The sequence below is a fragment of the Beduini massiliensis genome (assembly GCF_000829905.1).
GTDB lineage: Bacteria > Bacillota_I > Bacilli_A > Erysipelotrichales > Coprobacillaceae > Beduini > Beduini massiliensis.
In genome coordinates, this window is the sequence record NZ_CDPP01000006.1 from 1 (window position 1) to 22,925 (window position 22,925).

20 protein-coding genes and 1 rRNA gene are annotated in these 22,925 nt (G+C 36.4%); 5 read left to right on the plus strand and 16 right to left on the minus strand.

The window, feature by feature from the left end; all coding sequences use genetic code 11:
* From BN1225_RS14525 to BN1225_RS09950, 3 genes are all read right to left on the minus strand, one after another.
* Positions 1-126: ribosomal RNA gene (locus BN1225_RS14525) — 16S ribosomal RNA — on the minus strand; the annotation flags it as partial.
* Positions 127-348: 222 nt separating this feature from the next.
* Positions 349-951, minus strand: a complete 603-nt coding sequence (locus BN1225_RS09945; RefSeq protein ID WP_041139700.1) for a DUF4125 family protein — start codon at positions 949-951, stop codon at positions 349-351.
* A 1-nt stretch (position 952) separates the two neighbouring features.
* On the minus strand, positions 953-2,710 hold the full coding sequence (locus BN1225_RS09950; protein ID WP_041139701.1) for a DUF4037 domain-containing protein: 1,758 nt from the start codon (positions 2,708-2,710) through the stop codon (positions 953-955).
* Positions 2,711-2,836: 126 nt separating this feature from the next.
* Here BN1225_RS09950 and BN1225_RS09955 point away from each other — a divergent pair, with 126 nt between their 5' ends.
* On the plus strand, positions 2,837-3,217 hold the full coding sequence (locus BN1225_RS09955) for a CoA-binding protein (RefSeq protein WP_041139702.1): 381 nt from the start codon (positions 2,837-2,839) through the stop codon (positions 3,215-3,217).
* A gap of 78 nt (positions 3,218-3,295) precedes the next feature.
* Here the strand turns inward: BN1225_RS09955 and BN1225_RS09960 are convergent, their stop codons facing one another.
* From BN1225_RS09960 to BN1225_RS09975, 4 genes are all read right to left on the minus strand, one after another.
* Positions 3,296-4,672 (minus strand): aminopeptidase, encoded by a 1,377-nt coding sequence (locus tag BN1225_RS09960; protein WP_041139703.1) that lies wholly within the window; start codon positions 4,670-4,672, stop codon positions 3,296-3,298.
* Positions 4,673-4,741: 69 nt separating this feature from the next.
* Entirely contained in the window at positions 4,742-6,112 is a 1,371-nt protein-coding gene (gene malQ, locus BN1225_RS09965) for a 4-alpha-glucanotransferase (RefSeq protein ID WP_041139704.1), read from the minus strand.
* A gap of 109 nt (positions 6,113-6,221) precedes the next feature.
* Entirely contained in the window at positions 6,222-6,620 is a 399-nt protein-coding gene (locus BN1225_RS09970; protein ID WP_041139705.1) for a hypothetical protein, read from the minus strand.
* A gap of 9 nt (positions 6,621-6,629) precedes the next feature.
* The gene (locus tag BN1225_RS09975; RefSeq protein ID WP_041139706.1) at positions 6,630-6,896 is read right to left on the minus strand and encodes a hypothetical protein; all 267 of its coding nucleotides are present in this window, start codon (positions 6,894-6,896) and stop codon (positions 6,630-6,632) included.
* 171 nt (positions 6,897-7,067) lie between these two features.
* Between BN1225_RS09975 and BN1225_RS09980 the strand changes: the two genes are divergently transcribed.
* Positions 7,068-8,495 carry a 6-phospho-beta-glucosidase gene (locus BN1225_RS09980; protein WP_041139707.1) on the plus strand — a complete coding sequence of 476 codons (1,428 nt, stop codon included), beginning with the start codon at positions 7,068-7,070 and terminating at the stop codon, positions 8,493-8,495.
* A 129-nt stretch (positions 8,496-8,624) separates the two neighbouring features.
* On the opposite strand, the gene BN1225_RS09985 is transcribed toward BN1225_RS09980, so the two are convergent.
* From BN1225_RS09985 to BN1225_RS09995, 3 genes are all read right to left on the minus strand, one after another.
* Entirely contained in the window at positions 8,625-10,493 is a 1,869-nt protein-coding gene (locus BN1225_RS09985) for a DUF5696 domain-containing protein (protein WP_041139708.1), read from the minus strand.
* Positions 10,477-12,246, minus strand: a complete 1,770-nt coding sequence (locus BN1225_RS09990) for a M3 family oligoendopeptidase (protein ID WP_041139709.1) — start codon at positions 12,244-12,246, stop codon at positions 10,477-10,479. Before BN1225_RS09990 ends, BN1225_RS09985 begins: the two co-directional genes overlap by 17 nt.
* Before the next feature lie 81 nt (positions 12,247-12,327).
* A complete protein-coding gene (locus tag BN1225_RS09995; RefSeq protein ID WP_041139710.1) occupies positions 12,328-13,254 on the minus strand; it encodes an AEC family transporter in 927 nt (308 codons plus the stop codon).
* Positions 13,255-13,391: 137 nt separating this feature from the next.
* Here BN1225_RS09995 and BN1225_RS10000 point away from each other — a divergent pair, with 137 nt between their 5' ends.
* Positions 13,392-13,889: a GNAT family N-acetyltransferase gene (locus BN1225_RS10000; protein WP_041139711.1), complete on the plus strand. Its 498-nt coding sequence runs from the start codon at positions 13,392-13,394 to the stop codon at positions 13,887-13,889.
* A gap of 248 nt (positions 13,890-14,137) precedes the next feature.
* Here BN1225_RS10000 and BN1225_RS10005 read toward each other — a convergent pair whose 3' ends face one another.
* Positions 14,138-15,091, minus strand: coding sequence for a calcium/sodium antiporter (locus tag BN1225_RS10005; protein WP_041139712.1), 954 nt, complete (start codon positions 15,089-15,091; stop codon positions 14,138-14,140).
* 74 nt (positions 15,092-15,165) lie between these two features.
* Positions 15,166-15,627: an Lrp/AsnC family transcriptional regulator gene (locus BN1225_RS10010; protein ID WP_041139713.1), complete on the minus strand. Its 462-nt coding sequence runs from the start codon at positions 15,625-15,627 to the stop codon at positions 15,166-15,168.
* A gap of 180 nt (positions 15,628-15,807) precedes the next feature.
* On the opposite strand from BN1225_RS10010, the gene BN1225_RS10015 reads away from it, so the two are divergent.
* The gene (locus BN1225_RS10015) at positions 15,808-17,208 is read left to right on the plus strand and encodes an aspartate ammonia-lyase (protein ID WP_041139714.1); all 1,401 of its coding nucleotides are present in this window, start codon (positions 15,808-15,810) and stop codon (positions 17,206-17,208) included.
* A gap of 69 nt (positions 17,209-17,277) precedes the next feature.
* Here BN1225_RS10015 and BN1225_RS10020 read toward each other — a convergent pair whose 3' ends face one another.
* From BN1225_RS10020 to BN1225_RS10030, 3 genes are all read right to left on the minus strand, one after another.
* On the minus strand, positions 17,278-19,101 hold the full coding sequence (locus tag BN1225_RS10020; protein WP_041139715.1) for a BglG family transcription antiterminator: 1,824 nt from the start codon (positions 19,099-19,101) through the stop codon (positions 17,278-17,280).
* 194 nt (positions 19,102-19,295) lie between these two features.
* Positions 19,296-19,844, minus strand: a complete 549-nt coding sequence (locus BN1225_RS10025; protein ID WP_041139716.1) for a chromate transporter — start codon at positions 19,842-19,844, stop codon at positions 19,296-19,298.
* On the minus strand, positions 19,841-20,401 hold the full coding sequence (locus BN1225_RS10030) for a chromate transporter (protein ID WP_041139717.1): 561 nt from the start codon (positions 20,399-20,401) through the stop codon (positions 19,841-19,843). Before BN1225_RS10030 ends, BN1225_RS10025 begins: the two co-directional genes overlap by 4 nt.
* A gap of 99 nt (positions 20,402-20,500) precedes the next feature.
* Between BN1225_RS10030 and BN1225_RS10035 the strand changes: the two genes are divergently transcribed.
* Positions 20,501-21,391, plus strand: coding sequence for a LysR family transcriptional regulator (locus BN1225_RS10035; protein WP_041139718.1), 891 nt, complete (start codon positions 20,501-20,503; stop codon positions 21,389-21,391).
* Positions 21,392-21,425: 34 nt separating this feature from the next.
* Here BN1225_RS10035 and BN1225_RS10040 read toward each other — a convergent pair whose 3' ends face one another.
* On the minus strand, positions 21,426-22,778 hold the full coding sequence (locus tag BN1225_RS10040) for a PTS sugar transporter subunit IIC (protein WP_041139719.1): 1,353 nt from the start codon (positions 22,776-22,778) through the stop codon (positions 21,426-21,428).
* Between the last annotated feature and the right edge of the window lie 147 nt (positions 22,779-22,925).

The window sequence follows — 22,925 nt, forward strand, 5'->3', positions numbered from 1 at the left end:
GTACAGCCAGGTTGCTTATGTCTTACTCACCCGTTCGCCACTCATCACCAAGGTGATGCGTTCGACTTGCATGTATTAGGCACGCCGCCAGCGTTCATCCTGAGCCAGGATCAAACTCTCCATGATACTTTATATCATCAATCTGTTTTTCTTTGACTCTTTTGTCTTCTGACTTTTGTTTCTTTTTTTCTTCTCAATTTTCTTTCTTTCGATCGAAATTGTTTGACGTGTTCTGTTCAGTTTTCAATGGTCTCCGCGGCCCTTGATCGGACTGCCTGTTTATATTACCACGTCCTTCCTCTCTTGACAAGTCTTTTCTTTCTTTTTTTTACTTTTTTTTCAAAAATTCTATTTTATCTTCTTTTCTGCGTTGTAGAGAGATTCATAGCCATACAGCTTAACCGTATTCTCAATGGTCATCTTTGTCAGATTCTGATTCTGTTTTACCAAATTCAAAATGAACTCACAATATAGTTTAAAGGTATGATCCGAATAGGTACATAGTTCACCACGCAAATAAGTTTCAAATGATGTATCCTCTTCTTGATCTTCAAAGGTATGAACATGACGAGCATTTTGTGATAATCCCGGATATTCTTTTGCGAAGTTTTCCATCCATTTTACCTGAATACCAATAACGACTTCCATCAATTCTTTTCTCTGAGCATCAATCGGTGGCAAGATATGAGCAATTTCTTCATATTTTTTCGGTGCGGTCGTTTCCATCATGCGTGCATACTTTTCCATAATCAAATTCCAGCCACACTTCTTGCCTTCTAATAAATCTTGATAATAGCTTTCTAATAGTTCATCATTCCATGTTTTAAACTGACTATAGCGCATTATACGAAAAGTTTCCTGATCTTTTTGGCAATCTGCTGTTCCTCCTTCATTTCTGACATTTTGAAACATTTCCCATTCTAAATCAATAATATCTTTAATCTTACTCATTTTATCCCTCCATCACATGCATCGCTTTAATCTCCGGATCACTGATGCGTGTTCTTATATTTTCTAAATGATTTTGCAAAAAGCTGTCATCATGGTCAGTCAGATGCTGCCTTTTTAACGCTTTAATAATAGTATGGCTGATTTCTTCAATCCATTTTTCTTTTGATTCTCCTATTTGTTTCCCATTTTTCTCTGCTTCCTTATATAATAAGGGTACGAAAGGTGCTTGAACCAATGTTTCTAGCTGATCAAGTATAGGCTCTTTATCAAATAATTGCTTTGCCAAAGCAAAACGCCATTTATAATAAGGACAATATTGCCGATGTAATAAAAAGAGTACTTTTAATGTTTCCTCAATAAATTGAGACAATGCTTGATTCGCCGCTACAAGATCTCCTCTCTTCATCATTCTTGAATAGTTGTATTGTCCGGATTGTGCCATTTTCGCTAAACTGCTCATGATCTTTTTCAAGCGAACATCCTCACTATAATAATATAAGCGATGTCGCCATTCATTAAAAGTGTTTTCTCCTTCTTTAAATATCTTCCCATTTTGTACCATGGATAAAGCGGCTTCATCGAGATAAAACCAATCCAATGTATCTTCCAAGGTAAAATGACTTCCTAACATTTCCCTGAAAAAAGTTTGAATCTTAAATACGCCATCCCGTTTTTCTTTATAACGTGAATGTGTTTTACGATATCCTAAATAATAATCAGGCAGTTGGTCGTACACCGCTTGAATCTGAGCAATCAGCTCAGGGTCCATATCATCTTCTACAAAAATGAGAAAACGCGGATAAAAGTCATGGTCTTGAGAAATGGCATCATCCATTCCATAGCATTCACTCCCCATGCCTATTAAGGCAATCGTCATCTGCTTAAAAAGATCAGGAAAAGTTTTTTCCAAAATAGGTTTCCCCACTTCTTCGTAGTAACCCTGCGATAATTCCATTCCTTTTATTGTTTTCTTTTGTGCCAGATGATAACGATCCATCCTCCCCTTTTGTTTTAATAATTCAAGATATTCTTTCCAACCTGCCCTAAACTCATCATTTTCTTTAAAGTAATGGCGAATCAAGGCTAATCCATGTTCATAATCTTCAATACTCTGCTTAATCTTTCCTAAATATAATAAGCAGACACCTAAATGTGGGTCTTCTGTTTTGGAAAAGATCGTTTGCGCTTGAGTTAAGACAGAAGTCGCCTGTTTCAGATCTCCTTCTTTTAGATAAAGTCCCCCTAAATTCGTCATTGAGGTTGCCCATTCTATTGGATAAATGTCTTTATTCATTATCTCAATCGCTTTAAATAGATATTCTTTTGCTTTAAGGGTATCCCCAAATTGTCCGTAAAGATCACTCATATTATTATAAAGACTGGCAAAACGCTCATCTTTTTGTTCCAATTCATCTTCATATATTTTCAAACAACGCTCATACAATAATTTCGCTTCTTCAAAACAGTCTGCTGCTTTAAAAGCTGTAGCACAATTCAATAATGTAGTAGCCCCTTGAACATGCTGGAGCAGTCCGGCATCCCCGAGCAGTCGAATTGCCATAAAACTATGGTCGATAGAGGCTTGATGCAATGAACGGCTGCGGTAATAACCGATGAGTTCATTTAATACCATTAACTGCCGCCCTAAATCCTGCTTACTTTCTCCGATGGTTCTTTGTTCTTGTAAGAAAGACTCCACTCGTTCCGGGTCACTTTCATATAAAACATCTATCTGATAAAAAAACTCTTGTGCCGTCATGATATCACCTTCTTTTATTCAGTATAAAAAAGAATGACGGAATTGAAAAGAAGAATGCATCTATTTTATGCAATCTCTTTGTATTCTTATCCTATTTATTGTACATTGATATTAAGGAGAACGATTATGGAAGCAAATGAACTACTAAATACCTATTCCTATTTTGCGGTCATCGGTGTCACAACTGATCCGGAAAAATACGGATATAAGATTTATCAATGTTTAAAAAGACATCATTATCATACTGCAGGCATCAGTCATGCCTATCAAGAAGTGGAAGGAGATCCGCTTTATTCGAGTTTATCAGAAGTGCCCCAAAAGATAGAAGTTGCTGTCTTTGTGGTCAGTCCAAAACATGGCTATGCGTATATCAAACAATGTTTAGATTTAGGCATTCAGTATATTTGGCTGCAGCCGGGAACTTACGATGATGATTTTCTGACCTATTTAGATACGCTGCCTGTTCACTATTATTTGGATTGTGTACTAAGAAGATTAGAACCATAGAAAAAAGCACTTGAGTGCAGTGAATCCCAAAAGTTGAACTTTCAACTGGCGAGAATCATCTCAGACAAGTGCTTTTTATTATGCTTCCATTAAGAAAGCTTTATATCCTTTAACCGTTTCATAGATATCTGCTTTACATGCGATTTCAAAAGGCGCATGCATATTTAATACCGGTACACCGCAATCAATTACCTGCATATTTAAGTTAGCTAAAATATACGCGATGGTTCCGCCTCCGCCAACGTCGACAGCACCTAATTCAGCGGTTTGGAAAGCCACATGATGTTTATCCATAATATCTCTTAATTTAGCGATATATTCCGGATTGGCATCATTGCATCCTGATTTTCCGCGAGAACCTGTATATTTATTAAACACGATCCCTCTGGCAAAATAGGCTGAGTTTTTCTTTTCAAATACACTAGGGTAATTTGGATCGAAAGCAGCAGAAACATCAGATGACAGCATCACTGAATTTGCCAAACAGCGACGAAGTTTTAAATCATCATAAACGGCCATTAAATTAATAATTTCAGCCACTGTATTTTCAAAGAATTTAGAATGCATTCCGCTGGCACCATTACTTCCTACTTCCTCTTTATCTACTAACAGACAGCAGCAAGTACGATCCGTTGATTCAATCGCCAGCGTTGCCATTAAAGAAGTGTAGGCACAGATACGGTCATCATGCCCATATCCCATGATCATTGAACGATCCAATCCTAAATCACGTGCTTTACCAGCCGGAACCAATTCGATTTCTGCTGATAAAAAATCTTCTTCTTCAAAATCATATTTTTCTTTTAACAGTTTCAAGACATTTGCTTTTACAGCTTCTTTTTCTTCACCATTTAAAGGAATGCTTCCTACTAATACATTTAAGCTTTCCCCTTCAATCACTTTTGAAGCTGGTTTTGACATTTGTTCACCTGATAAATGAACTAATAAATCTGAAATGGCAACGACCGGATCATTTTCATCTTCCCCAAGCACAACATCAATCGTTGTTCCATCTTTTTTGCACACCACTCCGTGCATCGCTAAAGGCAGAGCTACCCAATGAAATTTTTTGATCCCACCATAATAATGGGTATCTAATAAAGCAAGATCAGTATCTTCATAGACCGGATTTTGTTTTAAATCAATACGTGGCGAGTCAATATGAGCTCCCAAGATTTTCATTCCGTTTTCCATTGGCTGCTGACCAATAACAAATAAAGCGATTGTTTTATCGTAGTTATTTGCATAGATCTTATCTCCTGCTTTTAACGGAGTTTGATTCGCAATATAATCTTGGATATTATGATACCCCTGTGCTTCAACAATGCGAATCGTTTCTTTTACACATTCTCTTTCAGTTTTACATTTAGAAATATAATCTTTATATCCTTCACAGAACTGAAAAAGATCTTTTAGATTTTCTTCTGTATACGTTTTCCAAACATTCTCTCTCATTTCTCTTTTCCTCCTGTGACTCATTATACCTTTTTTAAAAAGAAAATACCACGAAATCGTGGCATTATCTTAAATTCTTTGGGCTCTTTCCAGCATTGTTTTGATAGATTCACATTTTTCGGCAAAATCCTCCAAGCTGTCGATGCGCCAAGTCCAGTTTTGGGTTCCGATCGTTCCCGGAGAGTTGATTCGGCTTGAATCATCCAAGCCAAGAAAATCCTGCAATGGAATGATGACAATCTCTGCCGCTGTCGACAATGCCATCTCTAAAAGTTCATCGATACTATAGTCAATGTTTTCTTCCGTTATCCACCCTAATAATGTGTCATTATCATGAGTTCCCGTATAATACAGACAATTTTCAGGAATCTGCTGATTCAAAGTTTCTTCAAAGGAGAACTGCATGATTTTCATCCCTTTAAAACCAAAACGGTCTTTTAATTGATAAACCTCTTCACGCAGATAGCCTAAATCTTCAACAATAAGATTTAAGTTAGGATAACGGTTGAACAATTCTGTAAACAAGGCATGCCCCGGTGCTTCCTGCCATGAACCGTCACGCGCTCCAAGAGAATGAACATCTACTTCCCAATACGTATCGAACGCACGGAAATGATCCAATCTCAAGACATCTACGGTTTGACAAGCCTGTAAGATCTTATCTACCCAATAATTAAAGTGTTCTTTTTCTAAAGCCTCCCAATTATAAATGGGGTGATTCCATCTTTGACCATCAGGATTAAAATAATCCGGCGGTACTCCTGAAACACAGCTTGGCTGATTATTTTCATCTAATTTAAACAACTGTTTATTAAAATAAACATCCTCACTATTATAACCTACATAAAATGGCAGATCACCAATGATTTCTATCCCTTGGTCATTCGCATATTTTTTAAGTTCCTGCCATTGACGGTAAAATAAATACTGTTTAAACGCTTCAAACTCTTTCAACGTTTCGTCAATCTCAAATTGCTGCCAAGTTGACCATTCATTTTTATTATTTGTTCGATACAGTACTTTAAATTCACAAAAATGATCTAACCACCAAGTCTTTTCTTTGAAATGAATAAAATCCGGATACCAGCTATGAATCGGTGTAAAGTTTTCAAAAGCCTGTTTAAAATAAGGTTCTTTAAAAATCTTTACTCGGCGATAGTCCGCCCAATGCACATCAAAATGTTCCCATTCTATTTGTTCCAACAATCCGTTTTCTTTTAATAAGGTAAGATCAATATAAACCGTTTCTCCCGCAAAACTAGAAATCGTCTGATAAGGTGAATAACTTGAATCCAATGGGTTTAAAGGCAATATCTGCCAATAATGCAAACCGCTTGCTTTAATCTGATCCACAAATTCATAAGCACTTTTGCCAAATGTTCCCACACCGTCGATTGAGGGCAAGGAAAATATCGGCAATAATATTCCTGCTTTCTTCATGCTATGTAGCCTCCCAACTGATTGTAAAAGAAGTGTATTTCTACACTTCTTTTAAAGCATAAAAGTATATTTACATTATACAGATTTACCGTTATATTGAAAGCGTTTTCTAAAAATCGATGAAAATTTCTTCATCCACAATTCTGATTTGTTTAAAAATCAATGGCAGATGCATCTCATCAAAAGAAAAGATCATCTTATTTTCTTCGATTCTAAAAAAGCTGCTTTCTTTAACAAGCGGTGTAATAAAATCAATCAGATTGAACACCAGATATTTATTTTTAGCTTGACCTTCCAAAATTTCAATAATCAGATCGCCATGTTCACTATAAAGTTTTGCTTTGGCATCGATATGGATTTTCAGTCCTTTATAATACATTTCCGCATCAAAATAAAAGATGTCTTTAATATATAATGTCAGTCTTTCTATATCTACTTTATATTCATTCCCCAGCCACTTAGCTAAAGGCGTTTTAAAAGCATTGATATCATCAATATTCAGTCTCATAGTTCCCTCCTACTTAAATATATGTAAGATCTTTGAAACTATGCTTTGCACTTTTAAGGATACCCCTCTTACAAATAGGAACGGACGTCGATAATTCTCTGCCACCTGATTTCCTTTAGTAGCGACTTGATCCAGACGTGTCATCGTTTTTTCTAAACGCGACGCAGTTTGAACCAATAGTTTAAATGTGAAAATCAGATTAGCCACCACATAAACCATAGCCATTATTAAAATAATGACGCTAAATATTAATAAACAGATTAAAAAATTTGTCATTTTGATCACCTAGTTTTATTATACACTAATTTAAAATACAATGACAACAAAAGCGGTATGTCTGGTAAATTCCCAGCTTTTTTGTTTTATTATTATGAAAAAACGCCCACTTTATTTTTAAAGCAGGTATAATATATATGTTTAAAATATATCACTGAGGAGGAATATATAATGGGATTTCCAAAAGATTTCTTATGGGGTGGCGCTACTGCTGCCAATCAATGTGAAGGTGGATATCAAGAAGGCGGAAGAGGTTTAGCCAATGTTGATATTATCCCTCACGGTAAAGATCGTTTCTTTGCAATGTCAGGACATATGACAAATTTAGAAACAGATAATGAACATTTCTATCCGGCTATGGAAGCTATCGATATGTATCATCATTATAAAGAAGATATTGCTTTATTTGGTGAAATGGGATTCAAAACATACCGTTTATCTATCGCTTGGTCAAGAATCTTCCCTAATGGAGATGAAACTGAACCAAATGAAGAAGGTTTGAAATTCTATGAAGACATGTTTAAAGAATGTCATAAATATGGGATTGAACCATTAGTAACAATCACTCACTTTGACTGTCCGATTCATTTAATCAAAACGTATGGCGGATGGAAAAACAGAAAATTAATCGAATTCTACAAACGTTTAGTGACTGTTTTATTCACTCGTTACAAAGGATTAGTCAAATACTGGCTGACATTCAATGAAATCAATGTTATTTTACATTTGCCATTCATGGGTGCCGGACTTGTATTTGAAGAAGGTGAAGATGAAACTGCTGCAAAATACTTATCTATTCATCATGAATTAGTCGCAAGTGCTTGGGCAACAAAAATTGCACATGAAATCGATCCTGAAAATAAAGTGGGATGTATGTTAGCTGCTGGGTATAAATATCCATTTACTTGTAAACCTGAAGATGTTTTCGCTTCTTATGAAGCTAACAGAGAAAACTATTTCTTTATCGATGTACAATCAAAAGGAGAATATCCTCGTTTTGCATTGAAATTCTTTGAACGTGAAAACATTGATGTTCACATGACAGAAGAAGATAAAGTAATCTTAAAAGAAAATACTGTCGATTTCATCTCATTCAGCTACTATTCAACAAGCTGTGTTTCTACTGATCCAAAAGATTTAAGCGGAACAGGAAACGCTTTAATGGCAAGTGCTAAAAACCCATACTTGAAAGCAAGTGAATGGGGATGGCAGATCGATCCATTAGGATTAAGAATGACATTAAACACATTATATGATCGTTATCAAAAACCTTTATTCATCGTTGAAAATGGTTTAGGAGCTAAAGATGTTGTAGAGGCAGATGGTTCTATCAATGATGATTATCGTATCGATTATTTAAGAGAACATATTAAAGCCATGAAAGACGCGATTGATTTAGATGGTGTTGAATTGATTGGTTATACAACTTGGGGATGCATCGATTTAGTTTCTGCATCAACCGGAGAAATGAGTAAACGTTACGGATTCATCTATGTGGATCGTGATGATGCCGGAAATGGAACAGGAGCTCGTTCTAAGAAAAAATCATTTGACTGGTATAAACAAGTGATTGCTTCTAACGGAGAAAATTTAGACTAATAAAAAATAAGTTCATTTCGATAATTGCGTTAGCAATGTCGATCTGAACTTTTTTATTTGAAATTATATTAAGGGGACGCTCTTCCCCATAGAAAAACACTTCCGAAGAAGTGTTGTTGGATCTATTGATTATTCCGGGTAAGAGATCAGGTAACGATTTTCTTTTAAATTCACTTCAACCGTAATGCCATTGGCAAAATAACTGCGTTGTTTATACCAGCATTGATCAACAAATTCATGTCGTATCATTTCTTCTTTTGCCACTTTTTCTTGCAGCGTGCTGACAATATGATAACGTGCAATCTTATGATCTAGGGCTTGCTGGTAAGATTCATCAAAGAACGCACCATCAATATTTGGATACGCTCCATCTTTATCAAGATAAGCAGCTCCGCCGTTTAAAAGAGCGTAAAGCATATAATCTTCTTTTCCTTCCGGTTCATCCATATACCAAGGAATAATCAAACAATCATGATAGACAAGATTAAATAAAGGAATAGGAATTCCTAAACGCGGTTCATCCGGAGCACTCATCATAAACTGATAAGGAGCATAATGACAAAAGACCAAAGATTTCATCGCAAAGTCACTGGCTTCTTCCGAACTAGGCAGAATATGGAGAGAATGCAGATAATCAAAGCAAGCGTTACGGTATCGAAGACATTCTGCACGATCCATCTTATGCCAAGGGTGATAGCATTGATCGGCTTCATTGCAGGTGAATACATCTAAGTAACTCGCTTCTAAATGAATACCATGGGCTAAGATTTCCTTAAAATTACGTTTAACATAATAAGGTGCTTGACTGGCACAAAGATAAGATTGATGTCCTCCTGCCCAACGGCTCATTTCAAAAATAGAACCATTTTTCTTAGTTAAAGCAAAATTTTTATCAAATGTTTGTGCGGCAAAATAATAATCACGATACTGATCATGTAGTCCTAACATATAGTGACAGTTCTTGATCGTATCACTTAACGCTTTTAAACCTTCCCATCCTCCTGCTTCCTTGCATGCCGGCAAATAATCCGGATGCTGATTGTCATAACCGGGCTGTGCCCAGCCATCCAAATGAAGATAGAGTTTATTAATCCCTTTTTTATAGTAATTGTGTATTTCCTGTTCACGGATAGAAAAAGGAATCAGTGTATCATTCTTTTTAGGATTCTCCTTATCGTAAAATTCCGAATCTTCACAAATATGAGTTTTAATTCCTTTATGTACAAACGCTGCCCCGATCAGTTTATCCACTAATGGATTCCTTGCAGCTTTTTCTTTCAGTGTTGTAAGTAACCCGGTTTCCTTTGCATACTGACGATACACCTTACTAAGTTTCGTCGGGTCAGCCTCTTTAACAAAGGTAAAACGTACCACACGACGATAGTCCATATGTTCAAAACGTGCTAAGTGATACATTCCTAAATGTGTATAGGGTCCTTTTTGAGGATGATCTATCGTATATCCGCCATCACTAGGCGATAAATGAATAGCGATATACCCCACCTTATCTTTCACTTGCGCAAACCAAGGCATATACGCCGCACAACTGTTCAGCATCCCATCAAACGGCAGTTTTTGCAATGCTGTCTCCCATGTATTAGGGATCAAAAGTCCCTGATGATAATTAATCAAAGAATAATGATTGCTTTTATCTTCATCAAACGTCAAGAAAGCGGGAAAATACACTTTAGAAACAGCTGTCTTTTCTATTAAAGGAATCCATTCAAAATAGATATCCTGAGTACTTTCTTCTACCCAAATAATCGTTTCAAAACTGATATCGACGTGTTCAAAATCTTCATAGCGAATACAAACACCATTTCCCACGCCACTTCGATAAGGCGTTGGGGTAATGTGTCCAGCTTCTCCAAAACCGATTCTGGTTCCGTCTTCTAATATAAAATAGTGAGAAGAAGAACACCATTTCGTTTCTTCAAACCAAATGGTGAACTGATCTTTTCCTATTTCGATTTCAAGCTGCTCAGTTTGAATGTGCATCGTTGATCAGCTCCTTAAATTCTTCAATATCTTCGATGATTGTTTGCAGTGATGTTTGCCAGAATGCTTTATCCTTTAAATCTATGCCAATACTTAATGCGACATCTTCCAAAGTCGCTTTTCCGGTATAAGCTAAGAATTGTTCATACTTGTCGGCAAAGTTAGGTCCTTCTTCTTTATATTTAGCGTATAACCCTTTCGCTAACAATAAACCAAAGGCATATGGAAAATTATAAAAATTGCTGCTGGCATAATAATAGTGGGGTTTCCATGTCCACATGTAAGGATGCAGATAATTTTCATCCAATCCATCTCCATAAGCTGCTTTTTGAGCCTCAATCATCAATGTTTTGATACGCTCAACACTTAAGGCACTGACAGCACGTTCTTCAAACAAATGTTTTTCAAACAGGAAACGAGAATAAATATCCACAATGACCTGTGTACAGCCACTGATTTCAGTTTCCAATATAGCTAAAGCTTCATCATGTCCGGCTTCCTTGATTGCCGCTTTTTTAATGATGGTTTCACTAAATGTAGAAGCCGTTTCGGCAATTGGCATCGGATAGTCTGCATTCAACTCTGTTTGATCTTTTAAACATTCGCCATGAAAACCATGTCCTAATTCGTGAGCCATAGTGACCACATCATTAAAACTATCCCCATAATTCAATAAGAAACGGCTTTGTTTAATAAAATGAAGATTCGAGCAAAATGCTCCGCCTACTTTTCCCGCTTTAGGATAAACATCAATCCAGCTTTTATGAATCGCTTCACTTGCAAAGTCCGCTAAATGAGTTGAGAAAGTACTAAACTGATTGACAACAAATTCTGATCCCTTTTCATAATCAAACTTCATATCCGCATCAACGATCGGTGCATACAGTTCGTAAAAAGGCAAGCCATTAGAATAGCCAAGATGCTTCGCCTTTGCTTTTAAATAATCACGAAATGCCGGTAATGATTCCTGAATTGCTTCCAACATCACCTCTAACGTTTCCTGTGACATACGTGAGGCAATCAATGTTCTTTCTAAAGGGGAAGCATATCCGCGCAAGGCACATTCCGTCAATACTTCTCCTTTGATTCCGTTTAAGCAGGCGGCAACTCCTTGTTCAATCTTTTTATAAGATGCGATTTCAGCTTCATAGGATTTTTTTCTTACTTCTTTATTTTCATCATAAGCCATGTTAAGCACCATGGTTAAAGGAAGCTCTTGGTCATCTAATTTGACCATATGTGTAGAAATTAACTGATCTTTTAATTTCGCCCAAGCATTGCTTCCGGTATTTCTCATATTGGCAATAATATTTTCCTCTTTTGCCGATAAACTGTAACGTTCCATCGCCACTAATTCTTTAATAAAGAATTCATGTGTTTTCAATAATGCAGAACTTTCAATGCATGTATCCAAATCCTGTATGTCTGCAATCCATTTTTCAATCTTTGTCATTGGCTCAACGATACTTGTCAGCATCCCATCAATAATATCACTGTACTTTAGTGCTTCTGCATTTGTTGTATCCACACTTAATATTAAAGAAACATAACTTCCTAAACGGCTGGTTAAAGCTGAAAAGTCCGATAATTTACGAATATATGCCTCTAATCCCTCAACTGCTTCTAAATCATGAATACGTGTTTCAAACACTTTAAAATCTTCAATTCTCTTTTTTAATTCCTCGATATCATTTAAAAACTTAGGGTCTTCAAATGACGGATAAATTTCGGTTAAATCCCAATCTGTCGACATAGTGACACCTCCTTTATTCATTATACACAATCACTTTTTAAATTACACGCATATGGCAAAGAAAAAGCACACCAAAGTGCGCTAAATTAAAAGAAATGAAACAATTGCCGGAATCGTCACTACCGAGATCAGCGTCGTAATAAAGACCGATTTAGCTGCCAGTTCAACATCCCCGCCATATTCCTGACTAAACAATACTGCACTATTCGCTACCGGCATTGCCAACATGATAAGCGTAATCCCCAAAATATAACTGTCTTGAATGAACAGCTTCAAAATCGGAAATGCAATGACCGGAATCACGATCTGCTTGATAATCGTATAAGGATAAAGGCGAAACTCGCTGAAAATAGATTTCACGTTAATATTTGCCAATGTTGCCCCAATTAAAAGCATTGCGATCGGCGTAGTGATTGAACCCACCATATCACAAGTCTCTGCAATAATCGATGGTGTCTGTATATGTAAGAAGTAAATCAACAACGCTATTAGACAGGCAATAATTCCCGGTGAACGTAAATTTTTCAGTTGAAAGCTGGTTTTTACACCACTGCCAAGATTAATGAGATAAATTCCTATCGTATACACAAAAATATTAAAAATCATATTAAAAATGGCGGTATAGAATACGGCTCCATTGCCAAAAATAGCCTTCATGACCGGAAATCCCATAAAGCCAATATTGGAAAAAACTGTCATAAAAATGTAAAGCCCGGACTGCTGATGTGGTACACGCAATAATTTTGTTATGATGATGCCTAATAACGGCAACAGTACATATACCACAATCGCGACCGCAAACACAAATAAAACGGTCTTGGCATCCTGTAAATTATCATTCCCCATTACCGATGATAAAATCAACGCCGGGGTTGTCACTGTTAAAAGCAGAGTGTTTAATTTTTTATTGAACCCCTCGTCTAATACATGTATCTTCATTAACAGATATCCCAATCCAATGACCATAAACAGCTGAATCATCTGATTAATCACAACTTGTATATCCATCTTATCCCTCCCAATGATAAGTTATATAGTAGCATCGTTTGACTGTTTTCGACTTTATTTTAATATTTAGAAAATCAAACCTCTTTTTGAAATAGCATTGAAATCGGTTATAATATAATAAATTGGGAGGACATAGAATGGAATTTATTGAATATAACGATTATTATCAAGACTTGCTGGCAACAATGCTGAGCGACTTTAGTATTCAACATTTAGAATTACTGAAACGCCCTTATCAAAAAGAGCAGATTCTTTTAGAGGCTTATGATGAAATCCAACAATATAAAAATGAACGATATAAAATTTATTTAGGGAAAGTCAACGATACGCTGATTGGTTATATTATTTTAGACTATCGCAGTAAGCAGATCTGCTGGATAGAAAATTTATATGTTTTAGAAAATCAACGTCATAAAGGTTATGGCAGTCAAATGCTTTTAAAAGCGAAAGACCAAGTTCAAAAGGAAGGCTTTGAAGGATTATCCATTGATGTAGTGCCTAGAAATATAGAGGCTATCCGCCTTTACTTGAAATTAGGATTCGATTCATTGAGCATGATGACACTAAGACAAGATTTTAAACAAAGCTATCGTGATCAAAAAACAGATATATTAGGCTTTACATTTAGATATTAGTAACAAAACTACAATCCCACTCAAGCAGGTAAATGAAATATTTATATTTCATGCCTATGAAGGTGGGATTTTATACTGTTTTTAACTCTTTTTCAATAATTGAGTTCAGCACTTGATATTCGATGGGCGATTGTGTCTAAGGAACTTATATAGAAATAAAGCTTTCAAGAAAACCTAAAAGTGATAAGAGTGGAGACTTTATCGACTGAAACATTTATCGATGTAAATAAAAAAGGAGAGACTTTCCCCTATTTCATCATTAAAAATACAAAGTATACGGCATAACTAATTAACATCATGGCCCCACTTGTTCGGTTAAGCATTCTTTTTCTGCCGCATGTGACATAAAGCAGTACGACAGATAAAATGGCGATGACGGTATCCACTAAGAATGCCTCACTGTAAGGAATAGCGGTCGGTGACACCAGTCCGGCAATCCCTAATACAAACAGAATATTAAAAATATTGCTTCCAACGATATTACCGATGGCAATTTCATTATTTCCTTTATAAACCGCAGTCCCGGAAGTAATCAATTCCGGTAACGAGGTTCCAAAAGCAACCACAGTTAACCCGATCACACGGTCACTGACACCAAAAGCACTAGCGATCGTCTTCGCAGAATCAACTGTCAAATGACTGCCTGCGACAATGAAAAATAACCCCACCAGAATAAGCACTAATAATTTTGGGAGTGTATCCTTTTCTTCAAGCAGAACGATCTCATCGTTTTCTTCTTCCTCACCGTTTTTAGAGAGTCTAAACAAATAAAATAAAAACAGACCAAACAGACCGATTAAAATTAAAGCATCTGCATGACTGAGACTGTTTCCCAGCCACCCTAATCCTAAGAGAACACACGTAATCAAAAAAACAAAAGGGATCTCATAACGATAAGTGCTGCGATTCACTTTCAAATTATGAATCATCGAACAAACCCCTAAAACCAATAAAATATTAAGGATGTTGCTTCCGATAATGTTACCAATTGTAATACCGGATGCATTATTAAATGCTGCAGTAATGCTGATTGCGGCTTCTGGGGCGCTGGTTCCCATTGCCACAATGGTCAAGCCGATCACAAGCATTGGAATATGAAATTTTTGGGCAATCTTACTTGCGGCTACGACAAAAATATCTGCCCCTTTAATCAATCCATAAAATCCAAGAATTAAAATGCCAACTGCAATCCATAACTCCATTTTGATTCCTCCATTTAAAAATGACTAATGCTTTCGCATAGTCATACCTAATCAAATCATAGCATAGGGACTGATCATTTGTCTATCTTCTTTTTGTTTGACTTTGAAATGCCGGCTTGTCTTGGTTCAATGATGGTCGAGAACACAATTTGTGTCATCGTATCCCCGAATTTCTGCAGTTTACCTATAAATAAGTCCAGCTTTTGAGTACTGTCAAAAACGACTTTGATCAACATCGAATAATCCCCCGTAACACAACAGCATTCCAACACATTCGGAACTTTCGCAATAAACTCATAAAACTCCGGTTTTCTCGATGGCTTCATTGCCACATGAATGAATGCTTTGATCGGATATCCCGTTTTTTCCAAATCCAGCTGTGCCTGATAACCATGCAGAAAGCCATGTTCCTCCAGTTTTTCTATACGTGTTGAAACTGCCGGTGATGATAAATTGACGATTGATGAAATCTGTTTAATTGAGATACGTCCGTTTTTAGCTAAAAGGTTTAATATCTCGGCATCAATCTCATCCATTATTTCGCCCCCTTTTAACATGATAAGTGTACTACATTTAATTAATAATTTAAAGTCAGAACTTTATTAAATTAAGTTACATCTGCCAATTTTAAACAATATTTTAAGTTTAAGTTAAACTATTTACGTTCTGATAGTGAAGTGGTAAAGTCAAACCATCACAGATGAGGGGGATTAAACATGAACACAAGATTAGAAAGTGACTCAATTGGTGCAATGAAGGTTCCTTGCGATGCCTATTACGGAATCCATTCATTAAGAGGGAAAATAAACTTTCCGATTACCAACAAACATTTATCTAAAGAAATGATTGTTTCTTTAGCGGAGATAAAAAGCGCTGCTGCTCAGGCTAACTTTAAAGCAGGGACACTGGACGAAGAAAAAAAGAATGCCATCGTGATGGCTTGCAATGAAATCATTGAAGGAAAATGGCATGATCAATTTATTGTCGATCCGATTCAAGGAGGCGCAGGAACTTCCACAAACATGAATGCCAACGAAGTCATTGCCAATCGTGCTATTGAAATTTTAGGGGGAACATTAGGCGATTATTCGATTATTCATCCTAATGATCATGTCAATATGGCACAATCTACAAATGACGTATATCCAACATCAGGTAAATTAACGATTTTAAAATTATTACCGTTATTGCTAGCTGAATTAGAACGTTTATCCATGTCTTTACAAAATAAAGCCATTGAGTTTGACGGTATTATAAAAATGGGGCGTACCCAACTGCAAGATGCGGTACCGATCCGTTTAGGTCAGTCATTCAACGCTTTTAATTCAGTCATCAAAAGGGATATCAAACGCATCAAAGCAGTAGAAGAAGATATGCGTGTTTTAAATATCGGTGGAACCGCAGTTGGAACGGCTATCAATGTCGATCCGATTTATTTGGATACAATCGTTTCACTGTTATCAAAAGTAACCGGCGAACCACTCGTTCAAGCAGAAGATCTTATCGATGCGACACAAAACTTAGATGGCTTTGTTCATGTTTCAGGGGCTATCAAAACATGTGCGGTTAACTTATCGAAAATGGCAAATGACTTGCGCTTATTATCGAGCGGTCCTAAAACCGGGGTAGCTGAAATCAATTTACCGCCAATGCAGAATGGATCTTCTATCATGCCGGGGAAAGTTAATCCGGTCATTCCCGAAGTAGTGACACAGGTTGCCTTTAATATTATCGGAAACGATATGACAGTCACGATGGCAGCAGAGGCAGGTCAAATGGAATTGAATGCCTTTGAACCAATCCTGTTCTATAATTTATTTGAAGGAATTACGACTTTGACAGGAGCCATTCAAACCTTTATTGATCACTGCATTTCCGGAATTACAGCGAATAAAGAACGTTGTGAAGATTTATTAAATCAAAGTGTCGGGACTGTCACTGCATTATGTCCTTATATCGGATATAAAAAAGCCGCTGACTTGGCTAAACGTTCTTTGAAGAGCGGGAAAAGAGTGAAAGACTTGCTTGTCGAAGAACATATCTTAGAACAAAATGAGTTGGAAAAAATATTAAATCCAGAAAAAATGACAGAACCGGTACATTCAACAATGCGCTAATATAGAGAATCCTCAGGGATTCTTTTTTTATTAAAAGAATGCAGATAAAGTTCTGCACTCGGCCTACAGCTAACGATTTTCCAAATACTGGATAAAGCTTTGATAATCTGCCTGCTCATAAATATCCATCGTATGTTCCAACGTGTCAAATATTTCCGGAAGCAAAAGAAGCATCGTTTTTTTATCTTTATCATCCTTATATAACACCATCACAAATATATGAACAGGAAGTCCCTCTCCCAAAACGATTCCTCCGTTTAGAGATATAAAAATAATTCTTGATTCCTTCGCATACCCTTCTAACGGACACAGCAAAGCCAATGAGCCTACTTTTGTAATAGCCCCCATCTTCAAACGCTCCTCAATGCTTTTTAGCGGCTGATCGATGATCTGTGCAGCTGTTAAATGAGTGTATAAAAATTGAAAAAGCTGATCCTTATCTTTGATTTTCTTTTGTACAAAATAATGTTCTGGTGAAAAATAGACAGAAACATCCCTCAGCAATTCAAAGTTACGTTTCCTTTGTAAATAATTTTCTTTATTTGAATGGATTGGCAGTTTTTTAACAAAACCATTATCACAAATTTGAAAAATAGGCAAATCGGCAACCACAACAGCATAATGATCTAACTCAAAAGGTTCAAAAGTAAAGATCACATCCGGATCAAACGCTCTTATTTTATCTTTTTCATTAAACGTATAAAACGAAAGAATCTCATCGGACTGTTCATACTTAAATAGTGATATAAATAATTCTGCCGTTAAATCATGGCGTGGGACGGCTATAGCAATCTTTCTGTTTTTATGATAGTATTGAATATCTGCATTTTGAAGAAAAAGACAGAAATATAATCCGAGCATGCCAACTTCTTCCACGTATAGCTCTTGGTCCTTAAAAAAGTAACGAATAAATTCTAATCCCAATTCATAACCAAAAGAAGAAATCAAACGAAAATATTCAAACCCGATATTTGTATACTGATGCTGATGTCTAACACGTTTTTGCAAATAAATTAAATGATTTAAAAATCGTTCATATAATAAATGGTTGCATGTCATATCTAATTGATATTTTTCTATCATACGCTGATTAAATTGGCTGACCATGTCACGCACGGACGATTCAGATTGGTCTTTTAAAATAATCACGGTCATTGTCAGCAAATTAGCAAAATAATGGACTTCTACAGCGTTTATTGGTTTTAGATCCTTTATTTTCTCGAAGATAGCTTGGGCTGTATTTAAAGCTAGTACCGGTAATTGTTTTTCGTCAATCGCTTCGAGACATTTGTCTTTTCTTATCACCATCAGTCCTAAATGATGACTTAAATATTGAACGATATTTTCATTATACTGTATTTCATAGCCGTCAAATACCTCTTTAAGAACTGTTGAATAATGGGGATTGCTTTCAATATAAATCCCAGTATCCACCATCAGCTTTCTTTTTTGCTGTTCAGCACCGACCAGATACAATCCTAAATATGGTTTAGACAGAATCTGCAAATCATATTTCGTTAATGTGTCTTTTAAATGTTTAATCGTCTTATTGACGGTTCCCTTACTGACATAGTAATGATGACATAAATCATCTATTTTAATATAAGACTTCTGAATTAATTCTAATAAAATATCGTGTTCAATACTTTTCAGAGAGTATTCTTTCTTCAATAAAACATTAGCCAAAAACAATGCCTGTTCCTCAATCACCAACTGATAGCCAACAGATCGGATCAAATCCACGCGACATCCCAATGTCATTCTTTGATCATTCGCCTCTGCAATAATTGTACGAATTGTTCGATCACTTAAAGCGGTTAAAAAAGATAGCTCACGTAGTGATAACACTCTTGAGTAACTATATAAAAATCTTAAAAATTCTATGACATTCATTGTTTTTCCTCCGTATTATTATATATACGGGAAATCGCTAAAAAAATCAATATATGTCATCATATATCTGCAACCGTTTTCGCTTTAAATATCATTCTTCATCCAGCTGAATGTCAAACAGAAAAAAGAGGACCCTTTAAAATGTATCCTCTAACTCTATCCAAAACGCTGTTTCATGACTAAATACTTTTGTTTTAGACACCGATCATATAAAACACTACTTTTGCCACCCCACACATGACCATCACCGCAATGGGATTCCATTTTTTATATTGTAATAGTCCTACCGCAACAACAAATAAAAATACCATATCTAAATGTAAGGTCGCTGTATTATTGAAAAAAGCAGTATTCAAGATTGCCACCCCGGCAGTCGCAATCATCGCCACCACCGCAGGACGAAGAGACCCCAAAATCCCCTGAAGCAAAGACATTTTACGATATTTCAAATAAATATAAGCAAGGGCAGAAACGATAATGCAAGAAGGCAGAATACAGCCTATCGTAGCGACGATAGCTCCGCCAAACCCAGCCACCTTCAATCCCACAAATGTAGCGGAATTAATCGCAATCGGTCCCGGTGTCATTTGTGAAATCGTAATCAGATCCGTAAACTCTCCTAACGAAAGCCATTGGTGGAATGACACAATTTGTTCCTGAATTAGCGGTAATGCGGCGTATCCGCCACCAAAGCTAAATAAACCAATTTTTAGAAAGCTGATGAATAATTGAAATAAAATCATAATATCCCTCTCTTTCTTTGGTACAATGCCTGTGCGGTTCCAAATAAGGCACAACTGATGACCACATACATGACATTGATACTAAAACAGTATGTGGCAATAAAGGCAAGTCCCATGATGAATAAAGAAATTTTGTTTTTCTCTTTAATGATCCCCCTTGCCATATCATAAACAACTGAAGCAATGACAGCGCCTACTCCTGCCTGCATCCCTTCTAACATGAGTTTGACAAAAATATTCGATTGAAACGCTACATAAAAATAGGAAATAACGGAGATAATCACAAATGGCGGCAGGATCGTTGCGATGATCGAAACCACCACACCCCAGAATCCCGCTAATTTATATCCTACCACAATGGCTCCGTTAACCGCTATGGCACCCGGTGAAGACTGTGCAATCGCCACTAGATCCAACATCTCTTTTTCATCGATCCAACCATAATCATCAACGAATTTCTTCTTCATCAGTGTAACAATGACATAACCGCCGCCAAAGGTAAACGCACTCAAATATAATGTAGAAAAGAAAATTTTCTTCAATCTTTGTAATTTCATTTTTCATCCCCCTTAATAGCATAATAGGGCATCTTGATTCATTTGTAAAATAGTATTATTATATAATTTAGATAGGTATTTACCTATAAGGAGGATATCATGACACTACGCCATCTTAAAATTTTTAGTATTGTGTACCAACTGCAAAATATTACAAAAGCGGCGGCAACACTGCACATTGCTCAGCCCTCTGTCAGCATTGCCATCAAGGAATTAGAAAACTACTATGGGATCGTTCTGTTTGACCGTATCAATAAACGGATTTATCCCACTCAGACCGCTCATAAGCTTTATGGCTACGCCCTTCATATCATTGACCTGTATGAAGAAATGGAAACGGATATAAAAAATTGGGAAGATGACAGTCCACTTAAAGTCGGCTGCAGTATCACGATTGGAAACTTTATTTTCCCTCAACTGATTAAAGAATGGGAAAAGAAATTACCTAAAATGAAATTTAAGGCGATCATAAACAATTCCCAAATTATTGAAGAACGAATCTTAAATAATGAAATTGATATTGCTTTGATTGAGGGAAAAGGACTGCACCCCGATCAGTTGATTCAGACGCCGTTTCTTGAAGATCATCTTTGTTTAATCGTTTCCAACGATCATCCTTTAACGAAACTTAAGCGAATTTCTCTTGAAAAATTGTTGGATTATCCATTTTTATTACGTGAATCGGGAAGTGGTGTTCGAGACCTTGTCGATGCTTTATTTTTAACTCATCACATCGAACTATCGCCTATTGTGGAAAGCACCAGTACACAAGCGATTGTAAGAGCAGTGAATGAAAATGTAGGCATCTCCATTCTTCCTTATTTGATGGTAAAAGAAGATATTAATAAAGGGAATATAATAAGTTTACCTATTAAGGATTTAGATCTTTCACGTCAGTTCTCAATTATTTATCATAAAAATAAGTATCTGACCCATCATGCCAAAGCCTTTATTGACCTCTGTCAATCTTGGGCAGAAAATCAAACATAAAAAAGAGCAGTAGTTTTCACTACTTGCTCATTTTTTATTCTGCATTGGCATTTTGTTTGTTTGATACCATAACAAATGGCATCCATAATAATGTCAATAGTACGATTTCGATAGCGTTGTAAATCGCTGCCTTGATTCCTCCACCTGTTGCTAAGAATGCATACAAGATTGGCGGTGTTACCCAAGGTGCAGATAAACATACTCTTTCGATAATGTTCAAATCCATTAAGATATAAGTCAATGCTGCCAAGATAACTGGTCCTGCAATGAACGGTAACATGTAGACAGGGTTCATTACGATAGGCACACCGAATGTGATTGGTTCGTTGATTTGGAATAAACCTGGTGCAATTGAGATTCCGATAACTGTACGTTCTGCTTGTACTTTACCAAAGATCAATACGGCAATGATTAACCCAATCGTTGATCCTGATCCACCGATAACTGCGAATGCTTGCATACCATGAGCGATATTTGGTAAATCTGCTCCTGTTTTTCCTGCTTCATAAGCTGCTGTGTTTTCTAGTAACATTGGAGTAAAGATTGGTGTTGTTACTGATCCAACGATGTTTGCCCCATGTAACCCGAATACCCATAATAAGTTGATTAAGAAGTATACTAAGATAACTGTACCTAATGTATCGGCTACACTGTTTAATGGTGCGGATACGAATTTTTGGATAATTACCCATAAGTTCATTCCTGAGAAACGATCGATATAAGTTCCTACAGCTACAACTAAAATAACTGTAATGATAGCTGGGATCAATACTGTAAATGATCCGGCTACTGCTGGTGGTACTCCATCAGGCAACGTGATTTTTAATTTATCGTTTCTTGATAATCTTACGAAGATTTCCGCAACGATAATCGTTAAAATCATCCCTACGAACATCCCGTTTGAATCCAGTTTGTTCGCTGCTAATCCGCCGCTGGCTACATCTGCTGTTAATACATCTACATTGGTTGCTTCTTCAGCCCATTTGTAGCTGTTCGTTAATGTTTGCACTGCTGGCGCTAATCCTAAATAGCAAGTTAAGGCTACAACTGAAGTGGCAATCCCATCTCCGTTTAATCCTTTTGCCATTTGGTATCCTAATGTCACAACTAACAAGATCGCCATCATGTTGATAGATCCTTTGTTAACTGCATTCATTACATCTTGAATACCTGTTGTTTTGATAAAGTTTGTGTATCCTTCTTGAATTGAAACAACGTTCAACCCGTTTTCTGCGAATACACCTTGGATGTTGTTGATCAATACCGCAATCGCACCAACGATTGTAACTGGCATGATAACAACGAAGGCATCCCTGATTGCAACTAAGTGTCTTTGAGACCCGATTCTAGCTGCAAGAGGGACAAATTTTTCTTCCAAAAATTTCATTGTCTTTTCCTCCCCGTGAAATTTATGTAGCGTCTTTTGGTAACGTTTACATTCCATATTATAGGCACTCCCAAGTTATACCTCAAACTATGAAATTTCCAAATAAAATGGAAAACAAACACTATTGTCTTTTACAGTCTCCCCTAA